Source organism: Amycolatopsis sp. FDAARGOS 1241, assembly GCF_016889705.1.
Taxonomy (GTDB): Bacteria; Actinomycetota; Actinomycetes; order Mycobacteriales; family Pseudonocardiaceae; genus Amycolatopsis.
On sequence record NZ_CP069526.1, the window covers coordinates 2,199,204 to 2,213,594 of the forward strand.

Here is a 14,391-nt window from a genome sequence, read left to right on the forward strand (position 1 = left end):
TTCGGCCGACTAAAGCTAAATGTCGAATAGTGCTCAACGTAGCGGGGGAAGAGGTCGCGATGGACGAACTTGATTCGGCACTGGTGACTCTGCTTCAGGAAGAGGCCAAGCTGACCAACAAGGAGCTCGCGCGACGCCTGCACATCGCGCAGTCCACCTGTCTCGAGCGGGTGCGGGAACTGACTCGGCGGGGGATCGTCGCGGCCACCACGCCGACATCGACCTGAAGAAGATCGGCCGGCCGGTGCAGGCGATGGTCGCGGTGCGGCTGCGCCCGCCGGACCGAGCCGTGATCGAGTCCTTCCGGACCTTCGCGGCGAGCCTGCCCGAAGTGCTTTCCATCTTCCTCATGTCCGGCAGCGACGACTTCCTGTTGCACATCGCGGTCGCCGACAACGATCACCTGAGTGGTTTCGTCCTCGACCGGCTCACCCAGCGCAAGGAGATCGTGGACGTCCGGACATCGGTCATCTTCAGCCACTTCCGCCGCCCGGTCGTGACGCCGCTCGCGCCCGGCGACCGATCGTGAGGCGGTGGTCAGGCCGGCGTTCGACCGGCTTCGATCAACGCCAGGACCTCCGGCCGCAGCCGGCGGTCGGCCGCCGTCGCGAGTCGTGTGGGCATCACCGGGGCCGGGTTGTGCAGCGGGCGGAAGCCGACGCCGGACACGGGCAGCAGGTTCGCGTGCGCGCGGTAGAACACCGTCCAGTGTGGACGGCCAAGGCCGAGTGTGCCGAGGGTGTGCTGTGCGTTCGTGAACTCCTTGCCCAGCACCGGTTCGAAGCCCGCGGCGCGGCAGCAGGCCGGCACGAGGTCGTGCAGCGTGCGGTTGCGCTCCGGTGAGCTCAGCCGCACCGGCAGCGCGGCCAGGTCGGCGAAGTCGACCACGTCGCGCTCGGCCAGCAGATGGGTGGCGGGCAGCGCCACGACCACCTCGTCCGTCCACAACGGAGTGAGATCGAGCCCGCCGGACGGCCAGTCGCCGCGGACGAAGGTGGCGTCGAGTTCCCCGTCGCGGACCGGCCGCAGCCGCGTGGCGGTGGGGGCGTGCGTGAGTTCGAGCGGGGCGTCCGGGGCGAGCCGCGTGAACGCCGCGAGGAATCCGTCCAGCCGGTCGCCGACCCCGTCGCTCGTCCCGAGGCGGACCAGGTGCGCGCGCTCGGCGCGGAACCCGGTCACGGCGTCGGCCATTGCGTTCGGCGGCCGCGAGCACCGCCCGGGCGTGCGGCAGGAACCGCTCGCCCGCCTCCCTCAGCGCCACGCTCCGGGTCGTCCGCTCGAACAGCGCGGTCCCCAGCTCCCGCTCCAGCCGCCGCACCTGCTGGCTCACGGCCGGCTGCACGATGTGGAGCCGCTCGGCCGCGCGCCCGAAGTGCAGCTCCTCGGCCACCACTACGAAGTACCTCAGCTGGCGCAGCTCCATACCCGCCCCCCTTTCATCGGCGATCGTGATGAGTCGACGAGCGCGCTGCTCATTGGCCGGTTCTCGCGATCGCGGTTGGCCCGACGAAAGCCCAGACGGAGGAGATTCGATGGCATTCGCCGAAGTGCGCAACACCCGCCTCTACTACGAGGACGAAGGGGAGGGCCCGGCTGTCCTGCCGGTGCACGGCTGGGGTTCGAGCGGGCGAGTCTGGCAGACCCAGCTACCGGACCTGGTGCGCGACCACCGCGTGGTCACGCTCGACTGGCGCGGGTGCGGCCGCTCGGACCGCCCCGCGCCGGGCAACACGATCGCCGGCGACGCGGCCGATCTCGCCGAGGTGCTCACGTCGCTGGAGCTGGACCGGCCGGTCGTGGCCGGCTCGTCGATCGGGGCGGTGTTCGCCACCGAGCTCGGGCTCGCGCGGCCCGAGCTCGTCGGCGGGGTCGTCGCGGTGGACGGCCCGGGCTACTGGCCGTCGGTGACCATGCGGGACGAGCACGAGGAGATCCGCGCGGCGCCGGCCACCGACCGGCCCGGCGTGATCGCGGGCTGCGTCCCCACCTGGTACGCGCCCGGTCCAGTGCCGCGGTCGCCGACTGGACCGCGCGGCGGATCATCGACGCGAGCGCCTGGATCGACGCGCTGATGGCGGAGTCGGTGCGCTGGGATCCGCGCCCGCGGCTGCCCGAGCTGGCGGCGCCGATCGCCTACGGGCACGGTGAGCTCGACGCCCAGGTGCCGCTCGAGGTACCGCGCACCTGCGCGGCAGTGACGCCCGGCGCTCGCGTGCACGTCATCGCGGTTGCGGGCACATGCCGCAACAGGAAGGTCCCGTCGCCTTCACCGCTGTGCTGCGTGAGGTGCTGGCCGAGCTGCGCGTCGCCGCCTGAGGCGGGCCGGGCCGGCACTCGACTGGGGGTGGGGGCCGGCCCGGTCCTGGCTGCTGATTTTCATCTCAGTTATCGAGTTTCGTAAGTCAATTATCTGAGTTGACACTCGAGTGGTGCGGCTGCGAGACTCTGCCGTGCCGGGAGAGGGGCGTCCACGAGCGACGGGGGCGGCGGATCGTCACGCCGCCCCCGCTCGTTCGCGGTCAGTTTTCGAGCTGCCGGTAGACGATCCCGGCCAGACCGGCCATGCCTGCGGGCAACGGGTGGTACGCGGCGGCCGCGAGCAGCTTGGTGTCCTTGCCGTTGATCCAGGCCGAGCCGCCGGGGGCGCAGGCGTCGTGGCCGGCCGACGGCGTGAACGTGTCCACATAGGACGCGTGACCGTCGGCTTCGACGGCGTTTTCGATGGCCGCGTTGAGGGCTTCTTCGACGCTGGTGAGCCAGGTGTAGTCACCGTCGGCCAAGGGGAGCACGTCGGGGCAGTAGCCGGACGCGGGCGCGATGCGCGGGTAGCCGATCGCGAGCACCTTCGCCTGCGGCGAGCGGGCGTGGATGCCGGCCAGCACGGTTTCGACGCTCTGCTGCGTGGTCGCCAGCGCGGCCTTGATGGAGTCGACGCCGTCCGTTGTGAAGTGGCGCTGGCACGGGTTGCCGCTCGGGTCCTGGCCGCGCAGAGCCGGGCACGTGCCGACGATCGTGCCGAACACGCTGGAGTCGTTGCCGCCGATGCCGAGCGTCACGAGGTCCGTGTCGAGGCGCAACGCGGAGAACTGCGGCGGGTTCACGCCCAGCGGCACGCTCTGCGTCTGCGTCATGTTCGACGTGCCGGCGCCGGAGCAGCTGATGTCCGTGAAGCTGCCGACGTGCAGGGCGGCGGCCAGGATCGACGGGTAGTTCGCCGTCGAGCGCGCGCAGCCCAGCGGGTCGAGCCGCTGCGCGGGGATCAACGGCCCTGCGGTGTAGGAGTCCCCGAGCGCGACGTAGTGGCGGTAGTCCTGCCGCGGCGCCGCGTTCGCCGTGCTCGCTGTTGCCAGTGCCAGGACGACCACCGCGAGTGCGGCGAACAGCTTGCGCATCGAAGACCCCGTTTCCCCAACCGAATTCACGGACTCTTCTCACGGTCTAGCCAGTCGTGCACCAGGTTGCCTGCCGCCAACCGGGTGGACGGCTCGCGGATTCACCCGCCAGTGGTGTGATCGGGGCGCGGCAAGGGCTTCCGGTAGGTCAAGAGGTACCGCCAGAAGGGCAGAACGTTGATCGTGCTGCCGGGCAGCAGCTCCGCCGCTCGCCCATCTTCGGGAACTCGATCTTCAGCGGCGCTTCCGGCAGCGGATCCGTTCCGCCGTTGAGCCACTCGCCCGCCGCCACGACACCCCGCGCCACGAGGTTCACCGGCACCGAAGCCAAGTCCACGGTGAAATCGGCCGGCCTACTCGGCCGCGCCAGGCCGAGGACCGCGAGCACTCCGCCGGGGGTCAGCGCGTCGCGCAGTTTCCCGACCGTCTCGAACGGCACGTGGTGCAGGGAAGCGAGGCAGGAGATGAAGCCGTAGACGTTCTCCTCGAGAGCGGCCTCCGCGATGTCCCGGTGCCGGGCGGTGACCTTCCCGGGCCCGGGCGACCCCAGCGCGTCGGTCACGCGCACCATGTCGCCGTCGACGTCCACGGCGTCCACATCGAGCCCCCGGGCCGCCAGCTTGCGCGCGAACCGCCCCTGCCCGCACCCGACGTCCAGCGCGCACACCGCGCCGGGCGGGACCAGACCGAGCAGCCGGGGTGGTAGCGGTGGTTGTGGTTGAAGGCCACGTCCCGACCCTGCCAACAGACTCCCGTTCGGCGCCGAACCCGCAGGTCACGACGACGTCAGTACGCTCGCACTCGTGGAGCTGCTCCCGTTCGACGAGTACGCGCGCTCACTCGACCGGAAACGCGTCGCGGCCGGCACGGTGATCCACGACGAAGCCGACCGGGTCCTGGTGGTCGAGCCGACATACCAGGACACGGGGGAGATCCCGGGCGCCTGCGAGGCCGGCCCACGCCGTGGCGGGCCGCGCGCCGTGACCGGGCCGAGGAACTCGGGCTCGACCGGCTGCCGGGGCCGCTGCTCGTGGTCGACGACGTCCCCGCGCGCGGTCCGATGCCGGAGGCCCTGGCGTTCGTCTTCGACGGCGGCCTGCTCACCCAGCGGGAGGTGGACGGGCTGCTCCTCACCGACCCGGAGATCCGGTCCGCACGGCTCCTCCCGATGAACGAAGCGGCAGCTCTCGTGAACCCGATGCCGGGCCGCCGTCTCCGGGTCGCGCGGGCGGCGGCGCTAGCCGGCCGCACGTGCGTGTTCTGCGAAGCCGGCCATCCCGTTCGCGCCTGAGACCCAGCGCTGAAACCCGCAGGTCACGACGACCGAGGCGGGCCGACACGTCGTCGGCGCCCGCACGTAGACTCGTCTGGGTCAGCTGAAGCCCGTTGTCGAGGGAGCGAGTGCGTGCCGCGTGGTGAGGGGGACGGCTGGGAAGTGCCGTCCGACAGCGAGGAGGACCGCCGGGGGCGGCCGGATCTCGCGGACCCGGACAGTTTCGCGGGCGTGGACGAGCTGGGGGCGCGCGCCCATGACGAGGGCGACGACGTCGACCCCGACCTGGACGCGCCGGACGCCGCGTACACGGTCGGCGGAGGCGCGCGTGGTGGCATCGGCGGGATCGGGCAGCTGGGTGACAACCTGGCGACCGGGCCGGTACCGGACCTGATCGCGCAGGAAGACCAGGAGCTGCACGAACTCGACGACCAGGGGGTCGAGGCGGAACTCCAGGATCCGAACGGCCCGCAGGCCCGCCGGGAGCTGCTCGCCGTCGAGGCGGAGCTGAACCAGCGGTGGCCGGAGACGAAGCTCGAGCCCAGCCTGGCGCGGATCCAGGCGCTGGTCACGCTGCTGGGCGAGCCGAACCGCGGTTACCCCGTGCTGCACGTCGCCGGGACCAACGGCAAGGGGTCGGTCAGCCGCATGATCGACGCGCTGCTCACCCGCATGGGCCTGCGCGTCGGCCGGTACACGAGCCCCCACCTGCAGCTCGTCACGGAGCGGATCGCGCTCGACGGGCAGCCCATCTCGGCCGCGCGGTACGTCGAGCTGTTCCAGGACGTCGCCCCATACGTGTCGATGGTCGACGGCGCCAGTGAAGACGGCGTGTCCATGAGCAAGTTCGAGGTGCTCACCGGCATGGCGTTCGCCGCGTTCTCCGACGCGCCCGTGGAAGCCGCGGTGCTCGAGGCGGGCATGGGCGGTGCGTGGGACGCCACGAACGTCGCCGATGCCGACGTCGCCGTGATCACCCCCATCGGCCTCGACCACGCCGAGTACCTCGGCCCGACGGCCGTCGACGCGGCGCGCGAGAAGGCCGGGATCATCAAACCCGGGTCCGTCGCGGTCATCGCCGAGCAGGACCAGGAAGTGCTGAACGTGCTGCTCAAGCGCGCGGTCGAGGTCGATGCCGCCGTGGCGCGGGCCGGCAGCGAGTTCGGCGTGCTCGAGCGCGAGGTCGCCGTCGGCGGGCAGCTGCTGAAGCTGCAGGGTCTGGGCGGGGTGTACGACGAGATCTTCCTGCCCCTGCACGGCGCCCACCAGGCGGCCAACGCGGCGCTCGCGCTCGCGGCCGTCGAGGCGTTCTTCGGGGCGGGCAAGGACAAGCAGCTTGTGCTGGAGGCCGTTCGCGAGGCGTTCGCGGAGGTCGAGAACCCGGGCCGGCTCGAGCGCGTGCGCGCGGCGCCGGCGGTGCTGGTCGACGCCGCGCACAACCCGATGGGCGCGCAGGCGCTGGCGAAGGCGGTCACCGACGAATTCGCGTTCCGCCGGCTGGTCGCGGTCGTCGCGGTGATGGGGGACAAGGACGCCGCCGGTATCCTCGAAGCGCTCGAACCCGTGGTCACCGACGTCGTCGTCACCCGCAATTCGGCCCCGCGATCGATGCCGCTGGACGAGCTCACGCAGCTCGCCGCGTCGATCTTCGGCGAGGAGCGCGTGCTGAGCGAGCCCGACCTGGAGACGGCGATCGAAACGGCCATCGGCCTCGTGGAGCAGTCCGACGACCCGGAGGAACCACTCGCCGGCGGCGGTGTGCTGGTCACAGGCTCGGTGGTCACCGCGGGCGACGCCCGCACCCTGTTCGGGAAGGAACCGGCATGAGCGAGACCCCGGCGGTCACGCCGCCGCCCAAGGACCCGATGAAGGGCTTCCGCGGCGTGCTCTCGGGCACGCTGATCATGGAGGCCATCACCGTCGCGCTCGCGCTGCCGGTGGTCAACAAGCTCGGCGGCGGTATCACCACCGCCACGGGCTGGACGGTCATCGGGATCGCCGTGGCGCTGCTCGTGCTGTGCGGCCTGCTGAAGCACCCGTGGGCGGTGCCGGTGGTGCTCGTGCTGCAGGTCGCGCTCATCGCGCTGGCCTTCGTGCTGCCCGCCATCGCGATTCTGGGCGCGATCTTCCTCGCCGCGTTCCTCTGGTTCCTGCACCTGCGCCGCGACGTCGCCCGCCGGATGGCAGCCGGGACGCTGCCCAGCCAGCAGCAACAGCAGCGCTGAGGACGATTACCGGAAGGCCACTGCGCATCGTCGCACTCAGCCCCGGTGGCGTTCACCGATGAGTGGCCAGCACGGCCGCGAGGCCTTCTTGCAGATCCTGGACAAAATACCCCGGAACCTCCAGTGACGGGAAATGCCCACCGGATTCAGGCGACCTCCACCGGACGATCTGCCGGTACCGCTCCTGCGCCCAGGGGCGCGGACACTTCTCGATGTCGCGGGGATACATGGTGATTGCCGACGGCACGTCCACCCGAAGTTCGGGGTCCAGCGAGTTGTGGCTTTCGTAGTAAATGCGGGCTGCCGATGCGCCGGTCCGCGTCAGCCAGTACAGGGTGACGTCGTCGAGAATGCGGTCTCGGGAAATCGTCTCGAACGGGCTGTCTTCGGTATCCGTCCACTCGGCGAACTTGTCAAGGATCCAGGCGAGGAGCCCGACCGGTGAGTCGACGAGCGAGTAGCCGATGGTCTGCGGCCGGGTCGCCTGCTGCTTCGCGTACGCCGCGCGGTGGAGCCAGAAATCGTGGGTTTCTTCGGTCCACTCGCGCTCGACCGCCGTCAGCCCGTCCGTTGTCAACCCGGGCGGTGCCTCCGCGAACGTCGTGTGGATCCCGAGAACGTGCGCCGGGAACCTGCCGCCGAGAACCGTGGTGATATTGCCTCCCCAGTCGCCGCCGTGGGCTGCGAACTCGTCGTAGCCGAGCCTGCCCATCAGTTCCACCCAGGCGGCCGCGATCTTTTCGGTTCCCCATCCGGTGGTGGCCGGCTTGTCGCTGTAACCAAAGCCTGGTAACGACGGAGCCACAACGTGGAACGCCGGCGCGTCGGCGGTTTTCGGATCTGCCAGCTCGTCCACTACATCGATGAACTCGGCAATGCTGCCTGGCCAGCCGTGCGTCAAGAGCAGAGGAGTGGCATCAGCGCGCGTGGATCGGCGGTGGAGGAAGTGGATTCCCAGCTCGTCAATGGTCGTGCGGAACTGGCCGATCTGGTTGAGGCGCTCTTCGAACGACCGCCAGTTGTACCCGGTGCGCCAGTAGTTCACGACGTCGACGAGGTCGGCGAGAGGAACCCCCTGTTCCCATCGGCGAGGGCCGGGCGCGGCGCGATGGACCGTCTCGGCTTCCGGCAGCCGCGCCGCGGCCAATCGTGCGTGCAGATCGTCGAGGTCGGCGTCAGACGCGTGGGCTTCGAATGCTTGCACGTCGCCGGTTTGCCGGTTCATGAGATGCCCCCTCCGGGGTGAGCCGACGTGGTGACAACGCCACGCTCGATGCCGGCCGCAATTTCGGTGACGCACCAGTGTGTGGACATGAGACCTCCTGGTCATCGGCGGAACCGGCGTGAGGCCAGCTGGAACCGGCTAAGACGGTTCTAGCACGTCACGATGTCGGCGGCAACCAGCTAAGGTGGTTCCATGAGTGCTCGATTCCCTGACTTCCGTCTCGGTAAGGTGCTGGCGACCAGCTTCACGGGGACCCTGTCGGAACGTCATGGCGACGCTGTGGAGCGCATCCCCACGCCGAACCGGCTGGTCGACTGGCTGGCGGTGAGCGGCCTCGCCGTGGAGTCCTGCACCACCGCCCGGCTCGAACGCGCCCGGGAGCTGCGGGAAGCAATTCACACCGCCGCGACAGCGGCCGCGCGCCAAGACCCTCTCCCCGCGTCTGCTGTCCAGGTCATCAACGACTGCAGCACCCAGGGTCGGGCCGCGGCCATCCTGACGCCCGAGGGCAACCGGCAATGGCGCCTCAGCTCGGCTTCCTCCGTGGAAGACGCCCTGAGCGTCATCGCCGCCGACGCGATCAGCATCCTCGCCGGCGAACGAGACGGAAAACTGGCCTTGTGCGCATCGCCGACCTGCCAAGCCGCCTTCTTCGACACCAGCCAAAGCCGCACCCGCAGATGGTGCGACATGAACACGTGCGGGAATCGCCAGAAGAAGGCGCGCTTCAATGCCAACCAGCGCAAGAACCCGAGATCGGCACAATAATCGCCTACCCTCGGTGCGTCTCCTCGCGTGTGCGACACAGCTGTCGCGCATAGGGCTGCGCAACGCCGAGCGCGGGAGAGCGACGTCGTAGGACCACGAAGTTCTCAACAACTGGTTGCGAGGTCCTCGACCACCGCAGGGAGAAGACCGGGAAGCGGCCCGACATGCTCGCCCTGGCGCGTATCGGGCGTTCTACGAGTGGCACACATCGACAGCCGCCGGATGGTCGACGGCTGGTTGTCCCGCAGCTTCCGCTGCGGCAGCCGCGTCGAGATTGTGTTCGGGATGCCTGCCTACCGCGACGCGAACACCGCGGACCAGACCACACCCGCCTTCGTGACAAACAGGCTCGCCGGCCGCGCCGCGACGGGGAAGGCAGGGCCGACATGTCGATCGCCCTCGTCGTGGCCGACGGCAAGGACATAGCGGCCGTCGCCGGCAACCACCCGGTCGGTCGTGACACGGAGCCGGCGCAGGTGCTGCGGGAGATCGGGCCGCCGTGTGCGCAACATCGTGGGGCTGACCGCCGGTGCGCTCGGCACGAGCCGGCGAGACCGACGTTCGGCCCGGAGGCCGTGTTCGTCCACGCGCCGGCGACGCGGACCTTCTCGCCGCCGCAAGCGTTCCAGTACTTCGGCGAGCTGAACGCCGAAGGCGGCAGCGGCGACCTGCGCGACGCCACCGGCGCCTCGCTGTGGTCGAAGACGCTGCGCCCGAGCACGCCGAGACCGACGTCACGCGAGCGTCGGCTAGGCTCGCGCCCGGTAACACGAATCCGCACAAGGAGAAACACCGTCGTGACTGAACGCACGCTGGTCCTCGTCAAGCCCGATGGCGTCGCGCGCGGCCTCGTCGGCGAGGTCATCTCGCGCATCGAGCGCAAGGGCCTGAAGCTGGCCGCCCTCGAGCTGCGCACCGTGGAGCGCTCACTGGCCGAGGAGCACTACGCCGAGCACAAGGAGCGCCCGTTCTTCGGCGACCTGCTGGAGTTCATCACGTCGGGCCAGGTCGTCGCGATCGCCGTGGAGGGGCCGCGCGCCATCGCCGCGTTCCGCCAGCTGGCCGGCGGCACCGACCCGGTCGAGAAGGCCACGCCGGGCACCCTGCGCGGCGACTACGGCCTCGAGACCCAGTTCAACCTGGTACACGGCTCGGACTCCCCGGAGTCGGCCGAGCGTGAGCTGAAGCTGTGGTTCCCGGACCTGTGAGCCGGGCCCGAAGCCGGGGCGGTGCCGAGCGCGCCGCCCCGGCTTTCCCTTGTCCGCCAACTGTTTCGAGGTGCCATGACCACGTTGCCGCTGCCCGCCCGTGACTACCTCCCGCACCTGCGCGCGCTCACGACGTCCTTCACCGACGTGGCGCGCTCGGCCGACGCGGGCGTGGCCGTGCCGGACTGCGCCGGCTGGACGTGGCCCGACCTTGTGACGCACCTGGGTAACGTGCACCGCTGGTCCGCGACGGTCGTGCGTACCGGCGAGCCGCAGAAGCAGGAGTTCTCGACTCCGGCGGACGGCGACCTCGCCGGCTGGTACGCCGAGAGCGCGGCCGTGCTGCTGGCGGCGCTCGAAGACGCCGATCCCGGCGACCGGTGCTGGCACTTCTGCGGCACCGCGAAGACGAAAGCGTTCTGGTTCCGCCGCCAGGTCCACGAAACCGCGGTGCACCTGGTCGACGCTCACCGCTGCGCCGGGTCCACGCCGGCCCTCGACCCGCTCGTCTCCGCCGACGGCGTCGACGAGGTGCTGGGCGCGATGCTGCCGCGGATCACGCGCTGGCACGAACCGCCGCCGCTCGCCGCTCCGCTCACGCTGCGCGCCACGGACACCGGGCACACGTGGACGCTCGTCCCCGGGGCGCTGCCCGCGCTGGGCGAAGCCGAGCCCGCCGCCGTCGTCGAAGCCACCGCGCAGGAGCTGCTGACGCTGCTCTGGAAGCGCGGCCAGGTCACGCCGCACGTGACGGGCGACGAGGACCTGGCGCACGCGTTCCTCAAGGCACCGCTGACGCCCTGACCGCTTCGGCCCGTTCTGAGCCATTCAGGCGGCGTTCACCGGGAAGCCTTCCGTCGGCCGCGCCGGTCGACTTTGCTGGGCCGAGATCACTCACTCGATACTGGGGTACCTGGTGAAGAAGTCCCGCTCCGTGCTGCGCCGCGCCCTTTTCCCGGCGCTCGGCGCGCTGTTCACCACCGTCGTCACGGTGCCGGCGCACGCCGATCCACTGGCCGCGCCGCTCGGCCCGCCGCCGGTCGAAGGCGCCCGGGTGGCCTCGTCGGCGCGCGAAGCACCCGTCACGGCCGGTGTCACTCCCGACGACGGGATCGAGGCCGGCAGCGCCACCACGTCCGTCGCGCCCGGGCTGCAGCTCACGCAGTTCGACCGCTTCGACCCGGCCGGCTGGATCCGCGGCGACACGCTCACCGTCGACCTCACGAGCAAGGTCCTGAAGCCGACGTACCTGAACCCCGGCACGGTTTCCGCGCGCACACCGCTCTCGCAGCAGCTGGCGCGCACCGGCGCGGTCGCCGGCGTGAACGGCGACTTCTTCGATATCAACGCGACCGGCGCGCCCGAAGGTGTCGGCATCTCCGACGGGCAGCTGCAGAACGCGCCGGTCGCCGGGCACAACACCACCGCCGCAATCACCGACGACGGCCGCGCGAAGCTCACCGACATCTTCCTCGAAGCGTCGGTGACCTTGCCGGGGGGCACACTGTGCCGGCCACGAACTTCAACAGCCCCGTGCTGGGCAAGGACGCGCTCGGCGTCTACACGCCGCTATGGGGCGCTTCGGCGCGCGCGACGTCCGTCGCGGGCGCACAACGCGTCGCCGAGGTCGAGGTGCGCGACGGCAAGGTGACGCAGGTGCGCACCCAGCCCGCCGACGGCCCGATCCCCGCGGGCAGCACGCTGCTGCTCGGCCGCGAGGCCGGGGCGGACGCGCTTGCGGCGCTGAAGGTCGGTGACCAGGTCGGCGTCTCGTACGCGCCGCGTTCCGACGCCGGCAAGATCGCCGTCGCCGTGGGCGGCAACGAGGCGCTGCTCAAGGACGGGCAGCTGCAGCAGGTGGACGACACCACGCTCGCGCCGCGCACCGGCGTCGGCTTTTCGGCCGACGGCACGAAGATGTGGTTCATCACCGTCGACGGGCGGCAGGCCGACAGCCGCGGCATGACCGAGCTCGAACTGGCCCGCCGGCTCATGGCGCTCGGCGCGGACGACGCGATCAACCTCGACGGCGGCGGCTCGTCCACGCTGCTCGCGCGCGGTGAGGGCGAGGCCGCGCCGAGCGTGCGCAACGCTCCGAGCGACGGCGGGGAACGCCTGGTGCCCAACGGGATCGGCATCACAACCGCGCCGGGCAGCGGGAAGCTCACCGGCTTCGCGCCGGCTCCGGCGCAGAACACGAAGAACGCCACACGAGTCCTTTCCGGACTGTCGCGCGTGCTCGTCGCCGACGGCCACGACGAGACGGGTGCGGCCGTCGCGGCGCACCCGCGGTGGACGACGTCGGATCCGGCGCGCGCCACGGTGACCGACAATGTGCTCACCGCTCACGCCGGCCACCGGAACGCCGGCGAGCGCGAAGCGTTTCGGTGACCGCGCGCGACGGCAAGGCTTCGGGCGCGACCACCATTTCGGTGCTGGGCAAGCCGGTTCGCCTAGGCACGAGCACTGTACAGGTCGCGCTCTCGGGTGCCGGCGCGCAGAGCACGTTTCAGGTCTACGGCTACGACGCCGACGGTTACGGCACGTGGGTCGAACCGCGTGACGTCAAACTCGACTACGACCCGGCCGTGGTCGACGTGCAGCCGTCGGGCGACGGGTTCCGGGTCACCGCCAAGGCGGCCTCGGGCGCCACCGCGATCACCGTGCACGCGGGCGGGCTCACCGAGCACCTGGCCGCGTCCGTCGGCACCGAGCCGCACGTGGCGTCTCCTTTGGACGGTCCCGCCGGCTGGAGCGCGGCGGTGTACCCGGCCGTGGTCGGGGCGGCGCTGGCGCCGGCCGAAGGCCACGACGGCGGGCAGGGCCTGGCGCTCGACTACCGCCTCACCGGAACCACGGCCACGCGCGCGGCGTACGTGAACGCGGCGACGCCCCTGGCCGTGCCGTCCGGCACGCAGAAGATCGGCCTGTGGGTCGACGGCGACGGCAAGGGCGCGTGGCTGCGGGCGGAGCTGCACGACGCGGCCAATGTCGCGTCCATCGTGGACCTGTCGCTGAGCGTCGACTGGACCGGCTGGCGCTACGTCACGGCGAACGTGCCCGCGGGCCTGCCCGACGGCCAGCGCCTCACGCGCTTCTACGCCGTGGAGAACGTGCCCGATCAGCAGTACGAGGGCCACCTCGTGTTCGACGACCTGACCTTCGAGGTCGCGCCGTCGACGCCGGTGCCCGCCGACCCGGCCGTGCCCGACCCGGCGCTCGTCACCGACGGCACGCTCGGCACCGGCGGGCTGCGGATCGCCGTCGTCAGCGACGCGCAGTTCACCGCCGACGCACCGGACGGGCCGCTGGTGGCGCAGGCGCGGCGCGCGATGCGGGAGGCCGTGGCAGCGAAGCCGGATCTGGTATTGATCAACGGCGACCTCGTCGACCGCGGCACCGCACCCGACTTCGCGCTGGCGCGCCAGGTGATCGGCGAGGAGCTCGACGGCAAGGTGCCGTGGTACTACGTGCCCGGCAACCACGAAGCCGAGGGCGGCAACGGGCTCGCGAACTTCCAGGCCGCGTTCGGCGTCACGCACCAGGTCGTGGACGTGCACGGCATCCGGCTCGTGCTCCTGGACTCTTCGCGCGGTTCGCTGCGCGCGGGCGGCTTCGACCAGGTGCGGATGCTGCGCGACGTGCTCGATGGCGCCGAGCACGACCGGTCCGTTCGCGGCGTCGTGGTCGCGATGCACCACCCCGTGAAGGACCCGAGCCCAACGGGCAACTCACAGCTGGGCGACCGCAAGGAAGCCGATCTGCTGCAGACGTGGCTCACCGATTTCGAGCAGTCCTCCGGCAAGCAGGCGGCCGCGATCGCGTCGCATGCCGGAGAGTTCAGCCTCTCGCGCACCGACGGCGTGCCGTACCTGGTCAACGGCAACTCCGGCAAGACACCCGCGGCCGCGCCGGGTGACGGTGGGTTCGCCGGCTGGACGCTCGTGCGCGTCGACCCGGCGGCGAAGGACCAGCCGGTGCGGTTCGAGACGCGGCCGAACGTGGACGAGCTGACCGTGTCCGGCCCGGCTTCGCTGCGGCCGGGCGAGCAGGCGCAGCTGACCGCGACCGTCACGCAGGCGGGGCGCGCGGTACCGGTGGCGTACCCGGTGAGCGCGGACTGGAACGGCTTCGCGGCGCACGTCGGCGCGGGCCGGCCGGCACCGTGGGACGTCGTGTCCTACGACCCGGCGACGGGCGTGCTCACGGCACTGCAGCCGGGCGTCGCGCGGATCGCGGTGGCGGTGAACGGCGTGTCGCGAGCACGGACCGTGCTCGTGCGCTGACACCGGTGATCGGG

General features: G+C 71.2%; 12 protein-coding genes and 3 pseudogenes. 10 read left to right on the forward strand and 5 right to left on the reverse strand.

What is annotated here, in order from left to right; translation table 11 throughout:
* Window positions 1-59 precede the first annotated feature (59 nt).
* Both I6J71_RS50500 and I6J71_RS50505 read left to right on the forward strand, forming a co-directional pair.
* On the forward strand, window positions 60-227 hold the full coding sequence (locus I6J71_RS50500; protein WP_370542111.1) for an Lrp/AsnC family transcriptional regulator: 168 nt from the start codon (window positions 60-62) through the stop codon (window positions 225-227).
* Window positions 228-253: 26 nt separating this feature from the next.
* A complete protein-coding gene (locus I6J71_RS50505; protein WP_370542204.1) occupies window positions 254-529 on the forward strand; it encodes an Lrp/AsnC ligand binding domain-containing protein in 276 nt (91 codons plus the stop codon).
* An 8-nt stretch (window positions 530-537) separates the two neighbouring features.
* Here the strand turns inward: I6J71_RS50505 and I6J71_RS10885 are convergent, their stop codons facing one another.
* Window positions 538-1,191, reverse strand: a complete 654-nt coding sequence (locus tag I6J71_RS10885; protein WP_370542112.1) for a LysR family substrate-binding domain-containing protein — start codon at window positions 1,189-1,191, stop codon at window positions 538-540.
* A 106-nt stretch (window positions 1,192-1,297) separates the two neighbouring features.
* A pseudogene (locus tag I6J71_RS50510) lies at window positions 1,298-1,423 on the reverse strand (LysR family transcriptional regulator); the annotation flags it as partial.
* 109 nt (window positions 1,424-1,532) lie between these two features.
* On the opposite strand from I6J71_RS50510, the gene I6J71_RS10890 reads away from it, so the two are divergent.
* Window positions 1,533-2,072 (forward strand): alpha/beta fold hydrolase, encoded by a 540-nt coding sequence (locus tag I6J71_RS10890; RefSeq protein ID WP_239154642.1) that lies wholly within the window; start codon window positions 1,533-1,535, stop codon window positions 2,070-2,072.
* Between the two features lie 447 nt (window positions 2,073-2,519).
* Here the strand turns inward: I6J71_RS10890 and I6J71_RS10895 are convergent, their stop codons facing one another.
* Together I6J71_RS10895 and I6J71_RS10900 are read right to left on the reverse strand one after the other, a co-directional pair.
* Window positions 2,520-3,392 carry an SGNH/GDSL hydrolase family protein gene (locus I6J71_RS10895; protein WP_204094604.1) on the reverse strand — a complete coding sequence of 291 codons (873 nt, stop codon included), beginning with the start codon at window positions 3,390-3,392 and terminating at the stop codon, window positions 2,520-2,522.
* A 101-nt stretch (window positions 3,393-3,493) separates the two neighbouring features.
* Window positions 3,494-4,121, reverse strand: a pseudogene (locus I6J71_RS10900) (class I SAM-dependent methyltransferase).
* Window positions 4,122-4,452: 331 nt separating this feature from the next.
* On the opposite strand from I6J71_RS10900, the gene I6J71_RS47955 reads away from it, so the two are divergent.
* The 3 genes from I6J71_RS47955 (at window position 4,453) to I6J71_RS10915 (ending at window position 6,890) form a co-directional block, all read left to right on the forward strand.
* Window positions 4,453-4,683, forward strand: a complete 231-nt coding sequence (locus I6J71_RS47955; RefSeq protein ID WP_239154645.1) for a hypothetical protein — start codon at window positions 4,453-4,455, stop codon at window positions 4,681-4,683.
* A 114-nt stretch (window positions 4,684-4,797) separates the two neighbouring features.
* Window positions 4,798-6,492, forward strand: coding sequence for a folylpolyglutamate synthase/dihydrofolate synthase family protein (locus I6J71_RS10910; RefSeq protein ID WP_239154647.1), 1,695 nt, complete (start codon window positions 4,798-4,800; stop codon window positions 6,490-6,492).
* Window positions 6,489-6,890, forward strand: a complete 402-nt coding sequence (locus tag I6J71_RS10915) for a DUF4233 domain-containing protein (RefSeq protein WP_204094605.1) — start codon at window positions 6,489-6,491, stop codon at window positions 6,888-6,890. Before I6J71_RS10910 ends, I6J71_RS10915 begins: the two co-directional genes overlap by 4 nt.
* Window positions 6,891-6,942: 52 nt before the next feature.
* Here the strand turns inward: I6J71_RS10915 and I6J71_RS10920 are convergent, their stop codons facing one another.
* Complete coding sequence (locus tag I6J71_RS10920; protein ID WP_204094606.1) at window positions 6,943-8,115, reverse strand: epoxide hydrolase family protein; 1,173 nt, start codon at window positions 8,113-8,115, stop codon at window positions 6,943-6,945.
* A 192-nt stretch (window positions 8,116-8,307) separates the two neighbouring features.
* Here I6J71_RS10920 and I6J71_RS10925 point away from each other — a divergent pair, with 192 nt between their 5' ends.
* The 4 genes and pseudogenes from I6J71_RS10925 to I6J71_RS10945 all read left to right on the forward strand — a co-directional run bounded on the left by I6J71_RS10925 (window position 8,308) and on the right by I6J71_RS10945 (window position 14,377).
* The gene (locus I6J71_RS10925) at window positions 8,308-8,883 is read left to right on the forward strand and encodes an ABATE domain-containing protein (RefSeq protein ID WP_204094607.1); all 576 of its coding nucleotides are present in this window, start codon (window positions 8,308-8,310) and stop codon (window positions 8,881-8,883) included.
* Between the two features lie 797 nt (window positions 8,884-9,680).
* Window positions 9,681-10,091, forward strand: coding sequence for a nucleoside-diphosphate kinase (ndk, locus tag I6J71_RS10935; RefSeq protein ID WP_204096982.1), 411 nt, complete (start codon window positions 9,681-9,683; stop codon window positions 10,089-10,091).
* 75 nt (window positions 10,092-10,166) lie between these two features.
* Window positions 10,167-10,895 carry a maleylpyruvate isomerase family mycothiol-dependent enzyme gene (locus I6J71_RS10940; protein ID WP_204094608.1) on the forward strand — a complete coding sequence of 243 codons (729 nt, stop codon included), beginning with the start codon at window positions 10,167-10,169 and terminating at the stop codon, window positions 10,893-10,895.
* A gap of 130 nt (window positions 10,896-11,025) precedes the next feature.
* Window positions 11,026-14,377, forward strand: a pseudogene (locus tag I6J71_RS10945) (phosphodiester glycosidase family protein).
* The last annotated feature ends 14 nt before the right edge of the window (window positions 14,378-14,391 follow it).